The organism is Glycomyces dulcitolivorans, assembly GCF_003265355.1.
Lineage (GTDB): Bacteria > Actinomycetota > Actinomycetes > Mycobacteriales > Micromonosporaceae > Glycomyces > Glycomyces dulcitolivorans.
In genome coordinates, this window is record NZ_QFRW01000283.1 from 1 (window position 1) to 20,156 (window position 20,156).

21 protein-coding genes are annotated in these 20,156 nt (G+C 71.9%); 14 read left to right on the forward strand and 7 right to left on the reverse strand.

The features are described from left to right. Both DI269_RS18935 and DI269_RS18940 read left to right on the forward strand, forming a co-directional pair. Nucleotides 1-1,016: FecCD family ABC transporter permease (locus DI269_RS18935; RefSeq protein WP_332871979.1), on the forward strand; the 1,016-nt coding region annotated here is incomplete at its 5' end. Further along, nucleotides 1,013-2,086, forward strand: coding sequence for a FecCD family ABC transporter permease (locus tag DI269_RS18940; protein WP_112138704.1), 1,074 nt, complete (start codon nucleotides 1,013-1,015; stop codon nucleotides 2,084-2,086). The genes DI269_RS18935 and DI269_RS18940, both read left to right, overlap by 4 nt. An 86-nt stretch (nucleotides 2,087-2,172) precedes the next feature. Here the strand turns inward: DI269_RS18940 and DI269_RS18945 are convergent, their stop codons facing one another. The 4 genes from DI269_RS18945 to DI269_RS18960 form a co-directional block, all read right to left on the reverse strand. Beyond that, the gene (locus DI269_RS18945; protein WP_112138706.1) at nucleotides 2,173-2,814 is read right to left on the reverse strand and encodes an NADPH-dependent F420 reductase; all 642 of its coding nucleotides are present in this window, start codon (nucleotides 2,812-2,814) and stop codon (nucleotides 2,173-2,175) included. Continuing rightward, nucleotides 2,811-3,854 (reverse strand): LLM class flavin-dependent oxidoreductase, encoded by a 1,044-nt coding sequence (locus DI269_RS18950; RefSeq protein WP_112138708.1) that lies wholly within the window; start codon nucleotides 3,852-3,854, stop codon nucleotides 2,811-2,813. Before DI269_RS18950 ends, DI269_RS18945 begins: the two co-directional genes overlap by 4 nt. Before the next feature lie 140 nt (nucleotides 3,855-3,994). Further along, nucleotides 3,995-4,477 (reverse strand): MarR family winged helix-turn-helix transcriptional regulator, encoded by a 483-nt coding sequence (locus DI269_RS18955; protein WP_112138710.1) that lies wholly within the window; start codon nucleotides 4,475-4,477, stop codon nucleotides 3,995-3,997. Nucleotides 4,478-4,578: 101 nt separating this feature from the next. After that, nucleotides 4,579-6,420, reverse strand: coding sequence for a S9 family peptidase (locus DI269_RS18960; protein ID WP_112138712.1), 1,842 nt, complete (start codon nucleotides 6,418-6,420; stop codon nucleotides 4,579-4,581). Between the two features lie 141 nt (nucleotides 6,421-6,561). Between DI269_RS18960 and DI269_RS18965 the strand changes: the two genes are divergently transcribed. Both DI269_RS18965 and DI269_RS18970 read left to right on the forward strand, forming a co-directional pair. Next, nucleotides 6,562-7,659, forward strand: a complete 1,098-nt coding sequence (locus tag DI269_RS18965) for an aminomethyltransferase family protein (RefSeq protein WP_112138714.1) — start codon at nucleotides 6,562-6,564, stop codon at nucleotides 7,657-7,659. 163 nt (nucleotides 7,660-7,822) lie between these two features. Further along, nucleotides 7,823-8,023 (forward strand): DUF1737 domain-containing protein, encoded by a 201-nt coding sequence (locus DI269_RS18970; protein ID WP_112138742.1) that lies wholly within the window; start codon nucleotides 7,823-7,825, stop codon nucleotides 8,021-8,023. Nucleotides 8,024-8,080: 57 nt separating this feature from the next. Here DI269_RS18970 and DI269_RS18975 read toward each other — a convergent pair whose 3' ends face one another. Further along, nucleotides 8,081-8,899, reverse strand: coding sequence for an NAD(P)H-binding protein (locus DI269_RS18975; RefSeq protein WP_112138716.1), 819 nt, complete (start codon nucleotides 8,897-8,899; stop codon nucleotides 8,081-8,083). Between the two features lie 79 nt (nucleotides 8,900-8,978). Between DI269_RS18975 and DI269_RS18980 the strand changes: the two genes are divergently transcribed. Continuing rightward, on the forward strand, nucleotides 8,979-9,371 hold the full coding sequence (locus DI269_RS18980; protein WP_112138718.1) for a winged helix-turn-helix transcriptional regulator: 393 nt from the start codon (nucleotides 8,979-8,981) through the stop codon (nucleotides 9,369-9,371). A gap of 13 nt (nucleotides 9,372-9,384) precedes the next feature. Here the strand turns inward: DI269_RS18980 and DI269_RS18985 are convergent, their stop codons facing one another. Next, nucleotides 9,385-11,457 carry a cellulase family glycosylhydrolase gene (locus DI269_RS18985; protein WP_112138720.1) on the reverse strand — a complete coding sequence of 691 codons (2,073 nt, stop codon included), beginning with the start codon at nucleotides 11,455-11,457 and terminating at the stop codon, nucleotides 9,385-9,387. Nucleotides 11,458-11,585: 128 nt separating this feature from the next. Here DI269_RS18985 and DI269_RS18990 point away from each other — a divergent pair, with 128 nt between their 5' ends. The 5 genes from DI269_RS18990 to DI269_RS19010 all read left to right on the forward strand — a co-directional run bounded on the left by DI269_RS18990 (nucleotide 11,586) and on the right by DI269_RS19010 (nucleotide 16,049). After that, complete coding sequence (locus tag DI269_RS18990; protein WP_112138722.1) at nucleotides 11,586-12,167, forward strand: TetR/AcrR family transcriptional regulator; 582 nt, start codon at nucleotides 11,586-11,588, stop codon at nucleotides 12,165-12,167. A 191-nt stretch (nucleotides 12,168-12,358) separates the two neighbouring features. Beyond that, the gene (locus tag DI269_RS18995) at nucleotides 12,359-13,549 is read left to right on the forward strand and encodes a serine hydrolase domain-containing protein (protein WP_112138724.1); all 1,191 of its coding nucleotides are present in this window, start codon (nucleotides 12,359-12,361) and stop codon (nucleotides 13,547-13,549) included. Nucleotides 13,550-13,644: 95 nt separating this feature from the next. After that, nucleotides 13,645-14,208 (forward strand): TetR/AcrR family transcriptional regulator, encoded by a 564-nt coding sequence (locus DI269_RS19000; RefSeq protein ID WP_112138726.1) that lies wholly within the window; start codon nucleotides 13,645-13,647, stop codon nucleotides 14,206-14,208. Beyond that, nucleotides 14,205-15,527 carry an FAD-dependent oxidoreductase gene (locus DI269_RS19005; RefSeq protein WP_112138728.1) on the forward strand — a complete coding sequence of 441 codons (1,323 nt, stop codon included), beginning with the start codon at nucleotides 14,205-14,207 and terminating at the stop codon, nucleotides 15,525-15,527. The genes DI269_RS19000 and DI269_RS19005 overlap by 4 nt, the downstream gene beginning before the upstream one ends. 51 nt (nucleotides 15,528-15,578) lie before the next feature. After that, nucleotides 15,579-16,049: a DUF2306 domain-containing protein gene (locus tag DI269_RS19010; RefSeq protein WP_112138730.1), complete on the forward strand. Its 471-nt coding sequence runs from the start codon at nucleotides 15,579-15,581 to the stop codon at nucleotides 16,047-16,049. A 64-nt stretch (nucleotides 16,050-16,113) separates the two neighbouring features. Here the strand turns inward: DI269_RS19010 and DI269_RS19015 are convergent, their stop codons facing one another. After that, nucleotides 16,114-17,622, reverse strand: a complete 1,509-nt coding sequence (locus DI269_RS19015; RefSeq protein ID WP_112138732.1) for an NAD(P)-binding domain-containing protein — start codon at nucleotides 17,620-17,622, stop codon at nucleotides 16,114-16,116. A gap of 108 nt (nucleotides 17,623-17,730) precedes the next feature. Between DI269_RS19015 and DI269_RS19020 the strand changes: the two genes are divergently transcribed. The 4 genes from DI269_RS19020 to DI269_RS19035 all read left to right on the forward strand — a co-directional run. Continuing rightward, nucleotides 17,731-18,093, forward strand: coding sequence for an ArsR/SmtB family transcription factor (locus DI269_RS19020; RefSeq protein ID WP_112138734.1), 363 nt, complete (start codon nucleotides 17,731-17,733; stop codon nucleotides 18,091-18,093). Nucleotides 18,094-18,114: 21 nt separating this feature from the next. After that, nucleotides 18,115-18,516 carry a YkvA family protein gene (locus DI269_RS19025; RefSeq protein WP_112138736.1) on the forward strand — a complete coding sequence of 134 codons (402 nt, stop codon included), beginning with the start codon at nucleotides 18,115-18,117 and terminating at the stop codon, nucleotides 18,514-18,516. 46 nt (nucleotides 18,517-18,562) lie between these two features. Then, nucleotides 18,563-19,780, forward strand: a complete 1,218-nt coding sequence (locus DI269_RS19030; RefSeq protein WP_112138738.1) for an MFS transporter — start codon at nucleotides 18,563-18,565, stop codon at nucleotides 19,778-19,780. A gap of 53 nt (nucleotides 19,781-19,833) precedes the next feature. After that, nucleotides 19,834-20,156 (forward strand): Chromate resistance protein ChrB (locus tag DI269_RS19035; RefSeq protein WP_198667555.1); only part of this gene is annotated, 323 nt, incomplete at its 3' end.

Genomic DNA, 20,156 nt, shown 5'->3' on the forward strand with positions numbered 1-20,156 from the left:
GCCCGGCCACCGCGAAGGCGGCCGGGCCGCGGAGGCGCATGACCGGGCTGGTCGTCGCACTCGCGGCACTGCTCGTCCTGCTGGTGCTCAGCGTCATGATCGGCTCGACGACGATCCCTCCCGCAACGGTGTGGGACGCGCTGTTCCACTCCTCCGCGGACATCGACCAGTTCGCGATCCGCGACTACCGGCTGCCGCGCACCGTCGTCGGCCTGGTCGTCGGCGTCGCACTCGGCGTATCGGGCGCGCTGATCCAAGCCCTCACCCGCAACCCCCTGGCCGATCCCGGCATCCTGGGCGTCAACGCGGGCGCCTCCTTCGCGGTGACCGTCGCCGTGGGGCTGCTCGGCGTCCGCGACGTCCAGGACCACATGTGGTTCGCCTTCGCCGGCGCACTGGCGGTCACCGTCATGGTGCTCGCCCTCGGATCGACCGGACGCGGCCACTCACCCGTGGCGATGGTCCTCGTCGGGGTCTGCGTCGGCGCGGTGCTCGGGGGCGCCCGGGAGGCGCTCCAGCTGACCGACCCGGACGCCTTCGACGCGATGCGGTCCTGGAACGCCGGCTCGATCTCCGGCCGCCCGCTCGACGCGGTCTGGCCGCTCCTGCCGTTCTTCGCGGCGGCGCTCGTCCTGGCCTTCGCCGTGTCGGGTCCGCTCAACGCGATGGCCCTCGGCGACGAGATGGCCGTCGCCCAAGGCGCGCGCGTGGCCCGCACCCGCATCCTCGCGATCGCCGCGGTCACCGTGCTCGCCGGCGGTGCCACCGCGATCGCCGGACCCGTCGGGTTCGTCGGGCTCATGGTCCCGCACGTGGCCCGCTGGATCACCGGCCCGCACCAGCGCTGGATCCTCGCCTACAGCATGCTGCTGGCCCCGAGCCTGCTGCTGGCCTCGGACCTCCTGGGCCGCATCCTCATCGCACCCGGTGAACTCCCGGTCGGGATCGTGACGGCGTTCGTCGGCGCCCCGGTGCTGATCGCGCTGGCGCGGCGCAGCAAGGCGAGCGGGCTATGACCGGTACCTTTTCCCGCCTGGGCGAGAACCGAACGGACTTCGGGCGGCGCACGCTCGTCATTCGGCGCGGACCGCTCGGATTCCGGGTCGACCTGCGCAGCGCCGCGGTCTGCGCAGCGCTCGCCCTCGGGGTGGTCGCGATCGCGCTGGCGGCGCTGACGACCGGCTCCTACCAGCTCGGCATCACCCAGGTCGTGTCCGCGCTCACCGGTGGAGAGACCGGGCTCGTGCGCGAGATCGTGGTCGAATGGCGGCTTCCCCGCGTCGCGGCGACCGTGGTGTTCGGTGCCGCGCTCGGCGTCAGCGGGGCGATGTTCCAGTCGCTGACCCGCAACCCGCTGGCATCGCCCGACGTGATCGGGTTCTCCTCCGGCTCCTACACCGGAGCGCTCATCGTGATCGTCCTCATCGGAGGCGACTACCTGCAGGTGGCCGGCGGCGCCCTGCTGGGCGGGATCGCGACCGCGCTCCTGGTGTACGTGCTCGCTTGGCGCCGCGGCGTGCAGGGATTCCGGCTCATCGTCGTCGGCATCGGCCTCGCCGCGATGCTGGACTCCCTGAACACCTGGATGCTGCTCAAAGCGAAGCTGGAAGTCGCGATGTCCGCCGCCGCATGGGGCGCCGGGTCCCTGAACGGGCTGTCCTGGGATCAGGTCGCGATCGGGAGCGCGTGCGTCGCCGGCCTGCTGGCGCTCGCGGGCGTGCTCAGCCGGCCGATGCGGCAGCTGGAACTGGGAGACGACACCGCCGCCTCCCAAGGGGTCCGCATCGCCGCAGTCCGGTTGGGCCTCATCGTGATCGGCGTGGCGCTGACGGCGACCGTGACCGCGGCGTCCGGGCCCATCGCGTTCATCGCCCTGTCGGCGCCCCAGATCGCCCGCAGGCTCGCCCGCACCGCCGGAATCACCCTCGCACCCGCCGCATTCGTCGGCGCCCTGCTGCTGGGAGCGGCCGACTTCATCGCCCAGCACCTCGCCCCCACGCCGCTGCCCGTCGGCCTGATCACCGTCATCATCGGCGGCGGCTACCTCGGCTGGCTGCTGTTCGTCGAAGCGAGACGACGCCTGTGAACGGCGCCCACCCCGTCCGGTCTAGGTCGATGCCATGACTGAGGTCGCCAAGGGCGGATGCATTGGGGCCGAACCACTCGCGCGGCTCAGCCTGTACCGCCGAGGAGTTCGCGGAGCCGGCCGGCGTCGACGTTCGCGCCGAAGACCGGAGTGCCGGGCTCCATGCGGGCGCCTTCGGCGAGGGGTCCCGCGGTGACGGGGTCGAACCCGAGGGCGTCGACCAGGGCCGCGGTCGCCGCGACATCGGTGTCGTCGTCCCCGGCGACCGCGATGGCCCTGCGGCCCGCCGCGCCGACGGGCCGGGCCTCGGCTTCGAGGTCGTGGTAGCCCATGTGGTTGAACGCCTTGACGACTCGCTTCGCGCCCAGGAAGTCCCGCACGGCCTCGCTGGAGGTGGCGCCCGGGTCGAGGACGCGCTCGCGGGGGCCGTCGACCTCCCACCAGTGGTTCATGGCGTCGATGACGAGCGCGTCGCGCAGGTCCGCGGCGGGAATCGTCCGGTACTTGCCCAGGGGCAGGGCGAGGATCACGATGTCGGCCCCGCTCGCGGCTTCGGCCGCGGTCACCGCGACGGCGCCGGGCGTCAGCACCTCGACGGTGAGCGCGATCGCCGCCGGGTCGCCGGAGCCCGCGATGAGGACCCGGTACCCGGCCGCGACGGCCAGGCGGGCGAGGACGGTGCCGACCTTGCCCGCGCCGAGGATGCCGACGGTCTGCCCGTGACTCATCGCGAGCCGTCCGACAGGAGGTCCTTCACCATCGGGATCACCTTGTCTCCGTACAGTTCCACGGCGCGCAGGCGGGCACTGGCGGACATCGCGCCGCCCGCGGAGTAGATCAGGTCGAAGCGGCCGACGTCGAGCGCGCGGACGGCGGCGGCGATCTTCCGGGCGACCGTCTCGGGCGATCCGATGTAGAGCGAGCCGTGGTCGACCTCGGCGTCGAACTCCTCGCGGCGCAGCGGCTGCCAGCCGCGCAGCTTGCCGATGCGGTCGCGCACGACCTTGTAGCCGGGGTAGAACAGCGCCTTGGCCTCCTCGTCGGTGTCGGCGACGAGGCCGGGGGAGTGGAGGCCGACCGGGTAGGCGGTGGTGCCGAGCTGGTCGGCGGCGCGGCGGTAGAGGTCGACGTAGGGGGCGAAGCGCTCGGCGGGGCCGCCGATGACGGCGAGCATGAGCCGGAACCCGTACTTGGCGGTGCGGACCACCGACTGCGGGCTGCCGCCGACGCCGACCCAGGTGGGCAGGCGTCCGGACTCGGTCTTGGGGAAGACGTCCTGGTCGATCAGGGGCGCGCGCTGCGTGCCATTCCAGGTCACGGGCTTCTCGTCGAGGAGCTTGTGGAAGAGGTCGATCTTCTCCTCGAACAGGACGTCGTAGTCGGCCAGGTCGTAGCCGAACAGCGGGAACGACTCGGTGAAGGAGCCGCGGCCGAGGATGATCTCGGCGCGCCCGTTCGAGAGCGCGTCGACGGTCGCGAAGCGCTGGAAGACGCGGACGGGGTCGTCGGAGCTGAGCACGGTCACGCCCGAGGACAGCCGGATGCGCTCGGTGCGGGTCGCGATGCCCGCGAGGACGGTCTCGGGGGAGGAGATGGCGAACTCGGGCCGGTGGTGCTCGCCGAGGGCCACGACGTCGATGCCGACCTCGTCGGCGAGGACCGCCTCGTCGACGGTGGCGCGGATGGCCCGGGCGAACGTGGTGACGTCGCCCTGGTCGTCCCGGGGCAGGTCGCCGAAGCTGTCGATGCCGAACTCGATGCCGCTCACAATGCTCTCCTCGATCGCCGGCCTCGGGGCCGGGAACTGGTTGACACGTCAATCGTAAATCGATGTAGATGACACGTCAACTACATGGGCGGGGGCTGCGACGAGCGCCACCCCTCGCCCGCTCGCGGCGCTGCGCGCGCCTACTCGCCGCGCTCCTTGAGTCCGGCGAGGTGGTCCCGGAGGGTCTCGGCGACGTCCCGGGCGGCCGCGAGCTGCTCGGGGGTGAGCGCGTCGACGAAGAGCTCGCGGATGGCGTGGAAGTGGGGGACGCTGGAGCGCCGCAGCGCGTCGCGCCCCTCCTCGGTGAGCACCGCCTCGGCGCCGCGGTTGTCGCCCGCCGCCGCCTCGCGCGTGATCAGGCCCCGCTTCTCCATGCGGCCCAAGTGGTGCGAGAGCCGGCTCCGCTCCCAGCAGATCGCGTCGGCCAGGTGCGAGGACCGCAGCCGCCGCCCGGGGGCCTCGCTCAGCTCCAGCAGCACCCGGTAGTCCCCCGGAGAGATCCCGCTGTCGGTCTGGAGCCGCCCGGCCAGGGCCGTGCGCAGATCCTCGGTCGTCTCGATGAAGACGCGCCAGCTGTCCAGCTCGGTGCGGGTGAGCGCGGCGCGGCCCTTCCGCTGTGGCATCGCAGACCTCCGAACGCAGATGAATGACGTGTCAACCATACTTGTTGACACGTCAATCATAGGAGGCGGCGAGGGACGGGCGCATCGGACTGGGACCGACCTCATGCGGCGAACCGCCGACCGGCGGGTGCGGGGCCGTCGCCGGCATCGTCGGCGGGTCGGCGGAGCCAGCGGTCGAACCAGTCCCGGGTGCGCTGGAGGACGTCCAGCTGGTGCGTGCGTTCGCGGGGCGAGTGGCCTTCTCCGGGGTAGACGACGAACTCGTGCTCGATTCCGAAGTGGCGCAGCGCGCGGTGGAAGTACTCCGCCTGGGACAGCGGGACGTTCGTGTCGTCCTCGCCGTGGAGGATGAGCACCGGCGTCCGGATCTTGGCGGCGTGGGAGACCGGGCTCAGCCGGTCGTGCGGGTGCGGGCCGGGGCCCTCCCATCCGACGCTGCCGCCGAGCGCGGCCTCGAACGGACCGAACTCGCCGGTCGCGGCGAGCATGCCCCAGTCGCTGATCCCGGCGCCCATCAGCGAGGCCTTGAACCGCTCGGTCCGCCCCACGGCCCACGCGGCCATGAAGCCGCCGTGGCTCCAGCCCCCGATGCCGAGCCGATCGGGGTCGGCCACCCCGGCGGCGACCAGCAGGTCGATGCCGGTCTCGATGTCGTCCCACTCCTCCAGGCCGACACGGCCCGCCACGCGGGCCGCGAACTCGTGGCCGTGCCCCTGCCCGCCGCGGGGATTGGGATGGAAGACGGCGTAACCGGCGTGCGCCAGCCATTGCCCGGAGGGGTACCAGTTGAGCATGAACCGATCCGCGTGGCGGTCGTACGGGCCGCCGTGCACCAGGGTGACGAGCGGGAACGGCCCGTCGTCCCGGGTCTTCCCCGGCGGCAGGATCAGCAGGCCGTCCAGGGGCAGGCCGTCGCCCGCCTCGTAATGCAGGCGCTCCTGCGCGCCCCAGGGAATGCCGCTGAGCCCGCCGCCCAGGTCGGTGATCGTCCCCAGTGGACCGGTGAGGGTGCCGCAGGCGACCTCCTTGGGCCGGTGGGCCGTGCTCACGACCACGGCGACGACCTCGCCGCGCACCGCCAGTGACTCGGCCTGCCCGGTCACCCGCAGCGCCGCACCGGCGCCGAGCCGGTGGACGGCGGTGTCGAGGCCCTCGGCGACCAGCATCCAGGGCGGGCCCGACGCGGCCTGGACGAGTTCGATCGGGCAGGCGCTCATGCCGGCCGTCAGATTGCGGTGCTCCCCGGTCGCGACCGCCACATCGAAGACCGCGAGGCCGCCGGCCGGCTCCACGTAGGCGAGGTAGGCGACATGCCAGCCGTCGTCGGCCTCCCACCAGACCGGGGAGGAGGCGTCGATCCCGGCCCGGCCGAGATCGCGGACGCCGCCCGTCTCCATGTCCCACAGGGAGAGCCGCGCTTCGAACGCACCGGGGTCCAGCTCGGGCGTCGGCCAGGAGAGGACCGCGAGCGGTCCGCCGTCCGGGCGCTGCGCGACCGCGGTGACATGCTCGTGCCCGAGCGTCCTGACCGCTCCGCTCTCCAGATCGAGGGCCCGCAGCCGCGTCGGGCGCAGGTTCTCGCTCCACACCCGGACGCCCTCGACCGCGGTCTCGTCCTCGGCGAGGAAGACGACCGCCTCCGACAGCGGCAGATGGCCCGAGACCGCCCCGCCCCAGGCGGTCAGCGTCTCCGATTCGCCGTCGGCGAACCGGCACAGCCGCCCATCGCGCAGGAAGTACACGGTGGCCGAATCCGGCGACCAGCGCGGCTCGGCGCCCTCGGTCAGCTTTCGGGGAGCGACGCTCCCGTCAGCGGCCGCGAGCCACAGTTCCTCGACGCCTCTGGCGACGGTCTTGACCGTGTAGGCCACCCAGCGGCCGTCCGGCGAGAGCGCGAGTTGGGAGGGGACGCGGAGATCGACGACGTGCTCGGCTGCCAGCATGCCGCCATTCTCCGCGCTGACCGTGCGTGGTCGCCCGTGGGACACGGGCTCCGCGGGGCCCATCGCGGACGCGAACCCGATCTGCGGAAGACGCCGGTTCGAGGGTTGCGTCGATCGGGATCGAGTGGTTACCGTCCGTTCATGGCTGACAAGGAAAGCAAGGTCCGGCGCTCACCGCTGCACGAGCGCCACGAGGCGCTCGGGGCGCGCTTCGAGGAGTGGAAGTGGGGCCGCAAGGACACGCAGCTGGTCCCGATGGACTACGGCGACACGTACGGCGAGCACGCCGCCGTGCGGGAGCGCGCCGGTGTCTTCGACCTGTCGCACCAGGGGCAGATCATGCTGCACGGGCTCGGCACGGGCAAGGCGCTCAACGCGATCCTCACCAACGACATCGACCAGCTCAACAGCGTCGGCAAGTCCCAGTACAGCCTCCTGTGCGACAGGGACGGCGGCGTGATCGACGAGATCCTCGTCAACCGCTTCACCAAGTCCGGGTTCGAGCTCTTCGGCACCGCCGCGAACTGGCTCGACGCCGCGATCGTCATCGACGACTACACCCCCGGACTGGTCGAACTCGCCGTCCTGGACGGCTCCCAGGTGCTCCTGGAGGTGCACGGACCGGAATCGGCGCAGATGCTGGGCCGACTGGGCATCCCGGTGGGCCACCCGCACATGGACTTCGAGATAGCGACCCTCGAACCGTGGGAGGGCGCGTGGGCCTGCCGGACCGACCGCCTGGGCGAGGAGAGCTACCTGGTCGTGATGCTCCCCGAGCCCGGCCTGAAACTCTGGGACGCCCTGCTCGCCTCCGGCGCGAGCGCGTGCGGCCTCGACGCCTACGACCTGCTGCGCCTGGAGCAGGGGCTTCCCAAGCACGGCAGTGAACTCGGCCCGGACGTGAACCCCGTCGAGGCCCGGATGGGATGGGCGGTCGGCTGGAGCAAGGAGGCCTTCCACGGCAAGGAGTCGCTCGAATCCATCCGCACCGCCGGCCCGGCGCGGCGGCTGTGGGGCCTCGAAGCCCTGGACGACGGCGTCCCGCTCTCCGGCGCAGCGGTGTTCGAAGGCGACCGGCAGGTCGGGGTCACCACCTCGGCGGGCTACTCGCCGACCGTCGACAAGGGCATCGCCCTCGCGCTCCTCGACTCCGGCCTCGAACCCGGGGCCCGCCTGGAGGCCGCAGGCCCCGAGGGCCGAATCCCGGTCCGGGTGGTCAAACCGCCCTTCACCCCGTGACGGAGCGACGGCGACTTCGCGGACTCGGGGTGAGGCGAGGTGTGGTCCCACCGGCCACCGACAAGCCGGGCACGAATGTACCCATGGATGTCATTCCAGGCCCTGTGCGCGGGCGCCGGTCCCGGCGATAGTGGGCGGCATGAGCGAGCGCACCGAGGCCGACATGAGCACCCCGCCGGACGGACTGCCGACCTATCGGGTCCTGACCGGCCCGGACGACGAGGCGTTCTGCCGTCGAGTGAGCGAGATGCTGGCCCTCGGCTACGAGCTGCACCAGGGCCCCGCCGCCACCTTCAACGGCGAACGCGTCATCCTCGCCCAAGCCCTGGTCTGGCCGACCGGGCGGCTCCCGTCGGGGAAGTAGCCGGTCGGCGGTGCCCGTCCTCCGCGTGAGCCCACGCGCAGGACGGACACCGCGTGCTCACTTGAACGCCGCGCTGTTGCGGGCGGCCCAGTCGGCGAAGGCCCGGGGCGGGCGGCCGAGCACGCGTTCGACGTCGGGGCTGACGGCCTGCTCGGCGGGCGTCGGAGTCCCGAGGGCGCCGAGCGTGGCTTCGACGATCGGCTCGGGCATGTACGCCAGCATCCCGTCCCGCGCCTCCTCCCGGGTCAGCTCGGCGAACCGCACCGGTTCGCCGATGGCGGTTCCGATCGCCGCGGCCTGCTGCCGCGGCGAGATCGCGGCGGGCCCGGTCAGCGTGTAGACCTTGCCGCCGTGGCCCGGCTCGCGCAGCGCGGCCGCGGCGACCTCGGCGATGTCGGTCGGGTCGACCGCAGGGATCGCGATGTCGCCGAACGGCGCCGCGACCAGCCGCTGACTGCGGACCGTGTCCGCCCACTGGAAGGCGTTGGAGGCGAAGTTGCCCGGCCGCAGCATCGTCCACTCCAGACTCGACCGCTTGACGGCGTCCTCCAGATGCGACGGGTGGCGTCCCGTGCCCACGCCGTGGGAGGACAGCAGGACCACCCGCCGGACGCCGGCCGCCTCCGCGACGGCGAGGACGCCGCCCATGTCCCCGCCGGCCATGAAGTCGGCCGAGGTCAGCACGAACAGCGCCTCGGCGCCGTCGAGGGCGGGCTTGAGGCTCTCCGGTTCGACCAGGTCGGCCTGATGCACCCGGGCCCCCGCGGGCGCGCCGGTCGCCTTCCTGGACACGGCCGTCACCGACTCGCCCGCCTCGATGAGGGCCTGCACGAGCGGCCTGCCGACGTTCCCGGTGGCACCTGTCACGACGATCATGTGGTTCTCCTGTCTCGGGTCGCATGTACGACCCGAGTCACGTTACTGTCGTGGGGATAGTAGGTACCTAGAGGAAAGTATGGTTTTCGTGTCCGACACCACAGTCGTTCCGCCGGAGCTGGCGTGCCCGATCTCGCCCGTCGTCGACCTCGTCTTCTCCCGGTGGACCACCCCGATCCTGTGGGTGCTCAACGAGTTCGGGCGGCAGCGCTTCGTGGAGCTGGAGCGCCGGATCACCACGATCTCCCCGAAAGTGCTGACCCAGCGGCTCCGGCAGCTCGAACGCGACGGGTTCGTCGTGCGCACCTACCACCCCGAGGTCCCTCCCCGAGTGGAGTACGAGATCACCGACCTCGGGCGCGGCCTTGGACCCCTGTTCGCCTCGATCGCCGAATGGTCGGTCAACCTGGACAAGGTCGAACAGGCCCGAAGCGACTACGACGCCAGGAAGCCCTCGCCGCGCGCACGATGACCCCTCCTCAGGTTCAGGTCGCGGTGCCCGTGACGGTGCCTCCGTTCTCGGTGATCGTGTAGGAGACCGTTCTGCCGCTGTAGAAGTGGAAGGTCAGCGTGACGGGCCGGCCGTCGGTGACGGCGGCCAGGAACTCGGGCGTGAGGATGAGGGTCCCGGCGGTGTAGTCGGGCCGGAAGTTGGACCAGAACTCCTGGTAGGACGTCCAGGTTGCGGTGCCGGCGTTCGAGCCGTCGGCGTACTTGGCCTCCATGGTCGCGAGGGTGTCGCCCTTGAACTGGGTCGGGATCGCGAACGACGACGAGGGCCCGGTGGCGCTGGACAGGACCGGGGTGTCGGCGGTGATGATCTTGATCCGCCACGGGACGCCCGCGGAGTAGCGGGCCTCGATGGTGGCGTTCACCCCGTAGGCGCGGTTCCCGGCGAGGCGGGTGAGCGCGGCGGAGGTGAGGGTGAGCGTGTCGCCGGAGACGGTGTAATCGGCGCCTTCGGCGAGCTTGGTGCCCCCTTGCCACAGGCCGGTGAAGGTGAGCCCGTTGCGGTTGAGGGTCAACGACTTCGCTGCGATGGTGCCGGTCTTCGGCAGGTAGACCGAGTCGAACGAGGCCGTGCCCGAGCGCGTGGTGACGCCGGAGGCGAAGTACTCGTACATGTGCTGGTCGCGCCATTGGAGGGTGCTGCGGTTGAGGAACTGGCCCGCGTCCCACAGCATCGTGGTGACGCCCTTGTCCCGGGCCTGGTATTCGGTGGCCTCGAAGAACTTCAGCAGTTCACCGGGCTGGTGGACGCCGGGGCGGTTGTGGTCGTAGTTGAGGACCGCCCACTCGCCCATGATGACCGGGATGCCGGCGTCCACAAAGGTGTCGTTGACGCGCTGGAAGGTGCCGACGAGGTCGGCCTCGACTTCGGCGTTGTAGGAGGTGAACCCGGCGATGTTGACGCTGAAGGGCCAGAAGCCGTAGAAGTGGATGGTCGCGGCGATCATCGGGTCGTCGAGGCCGTCGATGGTGGCCTTGAGCGCGTCCAGGCGGGGCTGCTCTGCGTTGGTGACCAGGGTCGGCAGGACCAGGAGCCGGTCGTCGTTGTTCCCGCCCGAGCCGCGCACGATCTCGTGGAAGGCGAGGTTGAGCTCCTCGGTGAGGGCGTCGCCCGCGGCGCCTTCACTGCCGGTGAACTGGGGTTCGTTGACGCTCTCGAACGACAGCTCGGCCGGGTAGTCCTTGAACCGGTCGGCGATCTGCGTCCACAGTGCCTCGTACTTGGCCATGACGGCGTCGTGGTCGGTCGGCAGGGCGTTGAGCCACATCCACGAGTCGTGGTGGACGTTGAGGAGGACTTGCAGGTCCGCCTCCAGGGCCCAGTCGATCACCTGGGCGACGCGCTCCATGCGGGCGGGGTCGACCGTGTAGCCGGGGCCGTCGCCCATGTACTCGTCCCAGGTGACGGGCAGGCGGATCGAGTTGAAGCCCTGCGACTTGACGTGGGCGAGCAGCTGCTCGGTGATGAGCGGGTTGCCCCAGGCGGTCTCGCCGCCGAGTGCGTCGAGGGTGTTGCCGACGTTCCAGCCCGGCTGCATCGCCGCGACCTGGTCCATTGCGGACACATTGCCCGTGGGGGGCGGGGTGGTCGGGGTCGTGGTGGGCTCGCCGACGGTGCCGTCGCAGACGCGGCCGTTGAGGCGGAACTCGAACGGGTCGCGGTTGACGCCGGCCCAGGACCCGTTGAAGCCGAAGGAGACCGAGGAGCCGGTGGCGATCTTCGCGTTGTAGCTGAGGTTCTCGGCGTTGACCTGCTCCGCAGTGATGGTGAACTTCGCGTTCCACCCGTGGGTGACGGCCTGGCCCTCGGGCCAGACCCATTCGACGTCCCAGCCGTCGATCGGGTCGCCGAGGTTGCGGACGGCGACGTTCGTGGTGAAGCCGCCGGGCCACTGGTTTTGGACGTTGTACTCGACTTCGCAGCCTTGGGCCGCTTGGGCGCTGACGGCGCTGACGGCGCCGACGAGGCCGGCCGCCAGGGTCGCGAGCGCGGCGGCCGCGACGGCGGCCAGGCGCAGGCGCGCTCTATGTAGGGATTGCGTGTGCACGGGACGCTCCTTGCCGGATGGGGGTATTCGTGGCGCACGAACTTATGAATCGACCATACTAAATATGTCAGTCGGGTGTCAATTCATGCTTTCACCTGGGGTGGGACCGGTCCGGCTAGAATGCGCGGGTGCCTCCTGAAGAACGAGCGCTGCGCGCCGACGCCGCGCGCAACGTCAAGCGGATCCTGGACGCCGCGCGCGCCGTGCTCGCCGACCAGGGCCCGGACGCGCCCCTGGAGGCGATCGCCGAGCGGGCCGGGGTCGGCGTCCGGACCCTGTTCCGCCACTTCCCGCACAAGGAGGCGCTGGTGCGGACGGCCTTGCGGCAGACCGTCACCGAGCACCTGCCGCCGATCCTGTACCGCACGCCCGACTACGACCCGCGCACGGCGATCCTGATGGTCATGGAGGCGGTGCTCGCCATCGTCGACCGCGAGCGCAACACCCTCGCCGCGGCCGCGAACCCGGCGGCGCTGACCGCGGAGGTCATCGCGCCCGCGCGGACCGTCCTCGGCGAGCTCACCGAACGCGCCAAGGCTGAGGGCACGATGCGCGACGACGTGACCGGCGACGACGTCGTCCGCGTCCTGGGCCTGCTCGCGAACTTCCCCTGGGTCACGCCCGACGGCGACTGGCGGCGCTCCCTCGCGCTCGTCTTCGATGCCTTCAACCCCGGAACGGCCGGCCCGCCGCCCCCGGCGACCCGCTAGCGCCCGCCGCCTTGCTCAATGCGACATGTCGTCCCGGCGCTCGCGCTCACCCCGGAGGCGAAGCGGCCGACATGACGTCTCGGCAGTGCGGCTGCGCCTGCGCGCTCCGCGCCTTGGGTGGGGCAGGCGGTACCTGTGATCCGGGGGTCCGCAGGCTCGTTTGAAGCCGTTGCGGCCCATACGGTTCGATCATGAGAAAACGCATGATCCCCGCCGCGGTCGCGGCGCTGGGACTCGTCGGTGCGCTGGCGGTCACGCAGATCGCCGCGGCCGATCCGGCCCGGCACGACACCGGGAGGCTCGACACCGAAGCGCTCCAAGCCCGGCTCGACGACTTCGCCGGCCTCACGGCCGGTTCCGTCCTCGTCGAGGTCCGGGACGGTGACGACACCTGGAGTGAGGCGGCCGGGAATCGCAGCCTCGACGAGGACGCGCGCCGGGCGCGCCCGGGGGACCGGGTCCGGATCGGCAGCGTCACCAAGTCGATGGTGGCCGCGGTCGTCCTCCAGCTCGACGGCGAGGGCGTCCTCGACCTCGACGCGCCCCTCTCCGACTACCTGCCCGACCTCCTGCCCTACGAGCGGCAGCCGACGATCCGCCAGCTCCTCGCCCACACCGCCGGCGTCCCCGACTGGGTCCCGATCGCCTATCCCGGCTTGGAGAACGGGGACCTGACCGAGGTCCGCGAGGACTACCGGAGCCACTACGAACCCGAGGAGCTGATCGCCATCGCCATCCAGGAGGAGCCGCCGTTCGGTCCGGGCGAGGGCTGGTCCTACTCCAACACCGGCTATGTGGTCCTGGGCCTGCTCATCGAGGAGCGCACCGGGCACAGCCTGCGGCACGAGCTCCAGGAGCGCGTGTTCGAACCGGCCGGCCTCGACCACACGTACTTCCCGCGGGACGACACCGCCGGCATCCGCGGCCCGCACTCGGTCCCGTACATCACGACCGGCGACCCGGCCGATCCGTATTTCGACGCCACCGCGGTGTCCAACACCCAGCTGGGCGCCTCGGGCGGCGCCGTCTCCACTGTGGGCGACGTGAACGACTTCTACGACGCGCTCACCGACGGCACCCTGCTGACCGCCGAGCAGCTCGCCGAGGCCACCGAGTTCACCGACACCGGCACGGGCTTCCAGTACGGCCTGGGCCTGGGCGGCGTCCAGGTCGGCTGCCCCGACGACCCCGAGGAGGTCTTCCTCGGCCACGTCGGCGACGGCATGGGGCACCAGACCCAGTCGTTCCACTCCTTCGACGGCGAACGCCAGATCACGCTGTCCTGGAGCATCGACGACAAGCACGCCTACAACGATCCGGCGGCCTTCGACGAAGCCCTCTTCGCCCTCCTGACCGCCGGCCTCTGCGGCACCGACTCCTAGCGGCGATCGAGGAGGCCGCGCGCCTGGAGTGCGATCGCGGACCGGGTCGGCTATGCTATCCACCAAGTGGTTGGTGGATAGCATAGGAGGAGCACATGCCCGCGACGAAGACCGGCTCCGACCGGCGGCAGCAGCTGCTGAAAGCCGCGTTCGACCAGATCGCCGAGAACGGGTTCGAGGGCCTGCGCACGCGGGTCGTGGCGAACGCGGCCGGGATCGACCACTCCACCGTCCACCACTACTTCGCGACCAAGCAGGACCTGATCGCGGCCGTGGTCGACTACGCGGTCTCGCGGTTCCGTTCCGGCGAACCGGAGTTGGACCGGCCGCAGGTGCGCCTGCGCGAGCACCTGGAGCTCATGGCCCGCCTCATGCGGGAGCAGCCGAAGCTGTTCACCGTCCTGAGCGAGATCGACCTCCGCGCCAAACGCGATCCGGCGATCGGCGCGATCGTCGCCGAGCGTGACCAGCGCTGGCGCGCAACGCTCACCGCGCTGTTCGACCAGCCCGGCTGGCATCCGTCCATCGCGCCCGGTCCGGCCGCGGCCCTGGTCATCGCGGCGGTCAAGGGTTCGCGGTTCTACGCCGACCCCGCCGACGCCGCCGCGGCCCTCGAACAACTCCTCGAACTCCTCATTCCCGAAGGGACCCTGCAATGATCAGTGTCGGCATCATCGGCGGCGGCATCGGCGGGCTCTGCCTGGCGCAGGGACTCGTGCGCGCGGGCATTGACGTCCACGTCTTCGAACGCGACGAGCACGTCACGGCCCGCGAACAGGGCTACCGGCTGCACATCGACCCCCACGGCTCCGCGGCCCTGCACGAATGCCTGCCCGAGCCGCTGTGGAACGCCTTCACGGCGACCGCCGGTGACCCCGGCACCGGCGGCTTCGGGTTCCTCGACGAGCGGCTCGCGACCATGTGCCTGGTCGAGGACGAGGTGTTCCGCGGCGGCCTCACCGATCCCGCGCGCGGCCACCACGCGGCGAGCCGCATCACGCTGCGGCGCATCCTGTTGGCGGGCTTGGGCGAACGGGTCCGCTTCGGCGCCGAGTCCACCGGCTTCGAACGCCTCGCCGACGGCCGGGTGCGCGCCGACTTCGCCGACGGCGGCGGCGCCGAGTTCGACCTGCTCGTCGGCGCCGACGGCGCGAAATCGCGGCTGCGGCGCCAGCTCCTGCCCGGTGCCGAACGCGTCGCGGCGGGCGCCATGGGCATCGGCGGGAAACTGCCGCTGGAGGGCCGCGACTGGCTCCCGGACCGGCTGACCGGCGGCCTGAACGTCGTGATGCCCCCGCGCGACTTCCTGTTCACCGCGGTGTTCAAGCGCCGCCGCACCACCGAAGAGGCCCGGGCCCTCCTGTCCGACGACGTCACCGCGGCCGGCCTGGACGCCGACGAGCTGTTCGGCGGCCTGGAGCAGCAGGACTATCTCATGTGGGCGTTCGTCCTGCCCGCCGGAGCGGCCGACACCGAAGCCGGCGGAGCCGAGCTCCGCGACCTCGTCCTGCGCAGGGCCGCAGGCTGGGACGAACGGCTGCAACGCATCCTGGCCGAGTCGCGTCCCGAGACGATCAACGCCTTCGGCTTCCAGGCCTCGACCAGGCCCCGCCCCTGGTCCACCGGCAACGTCACGCTCCTGGGCGACGCGATCCACAGCATGCCGCCCACCGGCGGCGTCGGCGCCAACACGGCCCTGCGCGACGCGGCCAACCTGTGCCGGGCGCTGACCGACGCGGCCGCCGGCACCCGACCGCTCATCGACGCGGTCGCCGACTACGAGCGGCAGATGCTCGCGTACGGCTTCGAAGCCGTCGACGTCTCGATGTCACGGGCGCGCCAGGCCACGGCCGGACGCCTCGCCCGGACCGGCGCCCGCGGCTTCATGCGCCTGTGCGGCACGGTCCCTCCGCTGCGCCGGGCCGTGTTCAAATCCAGCTGGACCGACGCGGAGACGGCGCGACCGCAGGCCGCATGACTCTGTCGGGCCCTTGTCCATGCGTGCCATGCTCAAGACGGGAGGCCCGTCATGGTCGAGCTGGTCGTCATCGCGCACATCGCCTCGGGCCTGTGCGCCGTGGCCGCGGGCATCACGGCGATGCTCAGCCCGAAGCGGCCGGGCCGCCACCCGGTCGCGGGGCGGGTCTACCTGTGGGCGCTCGCCGCGCTGTTCGCGACCGGCTGCCTGCTCGCCCTCGCGCGCCCGCACACCCTGTTCCTGCTCATCCCCGGGACCGGCGCGCTCGCAGCGGCCGCGATCGGGTTCGCGGCCCGGCGCCTGCGGTGGCGGCACTGGCTGCCCCACCACATCATCGCCATGGGCGGGTCCTACATCCTGGCCCTGACGGCGTTCTACGTCGACAACGGACCGCGCCTGCCGATCTGGCGTGAGCTCCCGCCGCTCTCGTTCTGGTTCCTGCCCGCCGCCGTCGGCATCCCGCTGATCTGGCGGGCGCTGCGCCGCCGCACCCGCCGCCCGATCGGGGAACCGAACCCATGACGCACGAGGGGCCGGGACGCGAGAGCGTCCCGGCCCCTGTTTCCTTGTCAGCTTTCGGGAGCGGTCAGCCGCAGCAGCCGCCGCCGGCCTGCGTGAGCTGGGGGAGTTCGCGGCGCTCGCCGGAGCGGCCGTGCAGCACCCCGGTCGCCAGGCCGCGCGAGGCGATCGTCACCGGCTCCGGCGCCGCCGTCCCGCAGCCTCCACCGGCTTCGGCGGTCTCGCTTGTGCCGCAACCGGAGTCGGCCGTGGCACCGCAGCAGCCGCCCGCTTCGCCCGCCTCGGCGATCGAGGTGGCTTCGAGGGAACGCGAGGAGGAGCAGACGCCGGTTTCGGGCAGCTCCAGCTCGACCTTGTCGGCGGCTTCGCGGTCGCCGGCGAGGGCGGCGGCGATGGAGCGGACCTGCTCGTAGCCGGTGGCGAGGAGGAACGTGGGGGCGCGGCCGTAGGACTTCATGCCCACCAGGTAGAAGCCCTCGTCGGGCTGGGCGAGGTCGGCCTCGCCGTGCGGGGGCACGGTGCCGCAGGAGTGGAAGTTCGGGTCGATGAGCGGCGCGAGCTTCGCCGGGGCCTCGACGATCGCGTCGAGTTCGAGGCGGATCTCGCGCAGCATCTCCAGGTCGGGCCGGAACCCGGTCGCCGCGGCCACATGGTCGGCCTCGATGACGTGCTCGATGCCGCCGACGTTGCCCACCACCGCGACCGAACCGTCGTCGCGGGTTTCGAAGCGGTCGATCGTGAAGCCGGTGACCAGCTCGATCGCGCCCGCCTCGACGAGTTCGCGCAGACGGGTCCCGATCGTGCCGCGCGCCGGGAGCGCGTCGGCCGAGCCGCCGCCGTAGAGGCGGGTCGGGGAGTCGCCGCGGATCGCCCACGTGACGGTCGTGCCCGGGTCGGCTTCGGCGAGTTGGGCGAGGTTCAGGAGCGTGTTGGCTGCGGAGTGCCCCATGCCGACCACCAGGGTCCGCTTGCCGGCGAACCGGTCCCGCTCGACGCCGAGGACGTCGGGGAGCGGCCCGGCGGCCCAGGCGGCGGCGTGGTCCTCGCCGGGAGCGGCGAGGCCGTGGGCGCCGAGGGGGTTGCGCTGCGACCAGGTGCCGGAGGCGTCGATGACCGCATCCACGATCACGTCCTCCCATGCGCCCGAAGCGGACTGGGTGCGCACCAGGTAGGGGCGGCCCTCGCGGTCGATGGTGCGGGTCTTGTCCACGCCGAGGCGGGCGACGGCGACGACGCGGGTGCCGTAGCGCAGGTGCTGGGCCAGCTCCGGGGTCTTCGCCAGCGGCGCGAGGTAGTCGTCGATCAGGTCGGCGCCGGTCGGCAGGCCGTCGGGGTCGGGCGCGGTCCAGTCCTGGGCTTCGAGCAGCCGCCTTGCAGCACTGTCGATGTCGAACCGCCACGGGGAGAACAGGCGGACGTGGCCCCACTGGCGGATCGCGTCGGCCGGGCCGCTCCCGGCTTCGAAGACGATCGGGGTCAGGCCGCGTTCGAGCAGGTGCGCGGCGGCGGCGAGGCCGACCGGCCCGGCGCCGATGACGGCGACCGTGGTGACCGGGCGAGCGGTGGGGTTCGACATGGCGGGCTCCCGTGGATCCGGGTGACCGCGACGATCGCGGTCACATCAACTCACCTAATTAATATCAGCGAATGCTGTTGATAGCAAGTTCTGTGGTTTACTTGACTCATGAGCCGCACGATCGAACTCACCCTGACCGACGTCAGCGCCGAGGAGCACTCGGACGCGTCGGTGATCGAGCACGCCAAGGGCCTCGCGCCCCAGTTCAAAGCCCTCGCCGACGAGAACCGGCTGGCCCTCGTGCTGCTCCTGTCCGAGCATCCGCGGACCGTGCGCGAGCTGACCGACGCCACCGGCCTGGCCCAGACCCTCGTCTCCCACCACCTCGCGCCCCTGCGCGACCTCGGCCTCGTCTCGGTGACTCCCAAGGGCCGCAGCAACGTCTACTCCCTGTGCTGCGACGCCTTCGCCGCGCCCATGCGCGCCCTCGCCGGCCTGTCGAACCCGGTCGAGCACAACGGCTGCTGCTAGCCGAGAAGGGCGCGAACTCCGTTGCGGCACTGGTCGATCGGCCTGGGCATCGCCCTGGCCTGCCTGGTCGTCGCCTGGGGCGTCCTGGTCCTGCTGGCGCGGCGGCTGCCGCCCGGCCTCCTGCGCGACCTCGTCGCGTTCATCCCCGACCTCGTCACCACCGTGCGCCGCCTCCGCGCCGATCCGCGGGTGCCCCGTCGCGCCAAGGTCGTGCTGCTGATCGCCGCGGTCTGGGTCGCCAGCCCCATCGACCTCATCCCGGAGTTCCTGCCGGTCATCGGCCCCCTCGACGACATCCTGGTCGTCGCCTTGGCCCTGCGGTACGCGGGCCGCGCTGTTCCCCGCGAACTCCTGCTCGATGCCTGGCCGGGCAGTCCGCACCTGATCCAGCGGCTCCTGGGCCCGGCCCGCACCGGCGAGTGAATATCAGGGTTGAACTCCCGCAACGAAATCGGATAGACCTGACGCCATGGCCACCCACGCTCCCGAAGCCGCCGCCACCACCGAGACCGTGCCGCGCCGGGTCCTCATCGCCCTGTGCGCCACCCAGATCACCAGCTGGGGCGTCCTGTTCTACGCCCTCCCGGTGCTCCTGGCGGACATCACCGCCGACACCGGCTGGTCGACCGCGGGTGTCATGGGCGCCTTCTCGATCGGGCTCGCCGCCTCCGCCCTCGCCGGGATCGCCGTCGGCCACCTGCTCGACCGGCGCGGCCCGCGCCTGGTCATGACCGCGGGCTCGGCCGTTGGAGTGGCCGCGGTCGTCGGGATCGCGCTCGCGCCGAGCCTGTGGTGGTTCATCGCCGCCTGGGTCCTCTCCGGCGTCGCCCAGGCCGCGGTGCTCTACAAGCCCGCGTTCGCCGCCATCACCGTCTGGTACGGGGCCCGACGGGTCCGCGCACTGACCATCCTCACCCTCGCCGGAGGACTCGCCTCCACCGTCTTCGCACCGCTCACCGCGTTCCTCGCCGGCCATTTCGACTGGCGGGGCGTCTATCTCGTCCTCGCCGCGATCCTCGCCCTCGTCACCGTCCCCGCACACGCGCTCGCCCTCAACCCGCCCTGGCCCGCACACCCTAAGGCGCACAAAGCAGTGGACGGGGCCGGCTTGGACCGGCGGCAGATCATCACCTCCCCGGCGTTCATCGCCCTCGCCGCCGCCATCGCCCTGGCCGCCTTCGCGATGGGCACCTCGAACCTCTACCTCGTCCCGCTCATGACCGGCCGCGGCATGGACACCACCACCGCCGCCTGGGCCCTCGGACTCTGCGGCGCGGGCCAGCTCCTCGGCCGCATCGCCTACGCCCCCATCGCCGCCCGGACCGGACCCACCCTGCGCGCCGTCGCGATCCTCACCACCGGTGCCGCGACCCTGCTCGCCACCGCGCTCATCGCCGGACCGGTCGCGCTCGTCTTCGCCACGGTCATCGTCCTGGGCGCCGCCCGCGGCGCCTTCACGCTCCTGGACGCCACCGTCGTCACCGACCGCTGGGGCCCGCACGGATACGCCGTCCTCCACGGCATCCTCACCGCACCCGCCACCGCCGCCCTCGCCCTCAGCCCCTGGGCCGGCGCCCACCTCGCCACCTGGACCGGCGGCAACCCCCAGCTGTTCGGCCTCCTGGCGGCGTTCACCGCCGCCGCAGCCGTCATCATCCTGGTCGAACGCCTCGCGAAGCGGCCCTAGCCGCCGCTCGGAGCCAGCTTGATGTAACCGCGGTTTCATGCAACCATGGTTGCATGAACGAGGTTGCGGGCGAGTGGGTGCTGCTGTCGTACCGGATGCCGCGGGAACCGTCGAGCCCGCGGATCGCGGTGTGGCGCAAGCTCAAACGGCTCGGCGTCGCGCAGATCTCCGACGGCCTGGTCGCTCTGCCGGCGGATGCGCGGACCCGCGAGCACCTGGAGTGGCTCGCCGACGAAGTCCAGGACGGCGGCGGCACGGCCGCGATCTGGATCGCCCGGCCCGCGGCCCTCGCCCAAGAACGGGAACTGGCCTCGGCCATGGCCGAGGCCCGGGCGGCCGAGTACCGCGCCGTCCTCGACGCGGCCGCGGCCGCCGC

Excerpts from the sequence above, each read along its gene's own strand:
- DI269_RS18955 (WP_112138710.1), bottom strand. The coding sequence starts at position 4,477 with ATGCCACAGCGGAAGGGCCGCGCCGCGCTCACCCGCACCGAGCTGGAC.
- DI269_RS19010 (WP_112138730.1), top strand. The coding sequence starts at position 15,579 with ATGGTCGAGCTGGTCGTCATCGCGCACATCGCCTCGGGCCTGTGCGCC.
- DI269_RS19030 (WP_112138738.1), top strand. The coding sequence starts at position 18,563 with ATGGCCACCCACGCTCCCGAAGCCGCCGCCACCACCGAGACCGTGCCG.
- DI269_RS18970 (WP_112138742.1), top strand. The coding sequence starts at position 7,823 with ATGAGCACCCCGCCGGACGGACTGCCGACCTATCGGGTCCTGACCGGC.
- DI269_RS19015 (WP_112138732.1), bottom strand. The coding sequence starts at position 17,622 with ATGTCGAACCCCACCGCTCGCCCGGTCACCACGGTCGCCGTCATCGGC.
- DI269_RS18980 (WP_112138718.1), top strand. The coding sequence starts at position 8,979 with ATGGTTTTCGTGTCCGACACCACAGTCGTTCCGCCGGAGCTGGCGTGC.
- DI269_RS18940 (WP_112138704.1), top strand. The coding sequence starts at position 1,013 with ATGACCGGTACCTTTTCCCGCCTGGGCGAGAACCGAACGGACTTCGGG.
- DI269_RS18965 (WP_112138714.1), top strand. The coding sequence starts at position 6,562 with ATGGCTGACAAGGAAAGCAAGGTCCGGCGCTCACCGCTGCACGAGCGC.
- DI269_RS18945 (WP_112138706.1), bottom strand. The coding sequence starts at position 2,814 with ATGAGTCACGGGCAGACCGTCGGCATCCTCGGCGCGGGCAAGGTCGGC.
- DI269_RS18960 (WP_112138712.1), bottom strand. The coding sequence starts at position 6,420 with ATGCTGGCAGCCGAGCACGTCGTCGATCTCCGCGTCCCCTCCCAACTC.
- DI269_RS19020 (WP_112138734.1), top strand. The coding sequence starts at position 17,731 with ATGAGCCGCACGATCGAACTCACCCTGACCGACGTCAGCGCCGAGGAG.
- DI269_RS18975 (WP_112138716.1), bottom strand. The coding sequence starts at position 8,899 with ATGATCGTCGTGACAGGTGCCACCGGGAACGTCGGCAGGCCGCTCGTG.
- DI269_RS19000 (WP_112138726.1), top strand. The coding sequence starts at position 13,645 with ATGCCCGCGACGAAGACCGGCTCCGACCGGCGGCAGCAGCTGCTGAAA.
- DI269_RS19005 (WP_112138728.1), top strand. The coding sequence starts at position 14,205 with ATGATCAGTGTCGGCATCATCGGCGGCGGCATCGGCGGGCTCTGCCTG.
- DI269_RS18995 (WP_112138724.1), top strand. The coding sequence starts at position 12,359 with ATGAGAAAACGCATGATCCCCGCCGCGGTCGCGGCGCTGGGACTCGTC.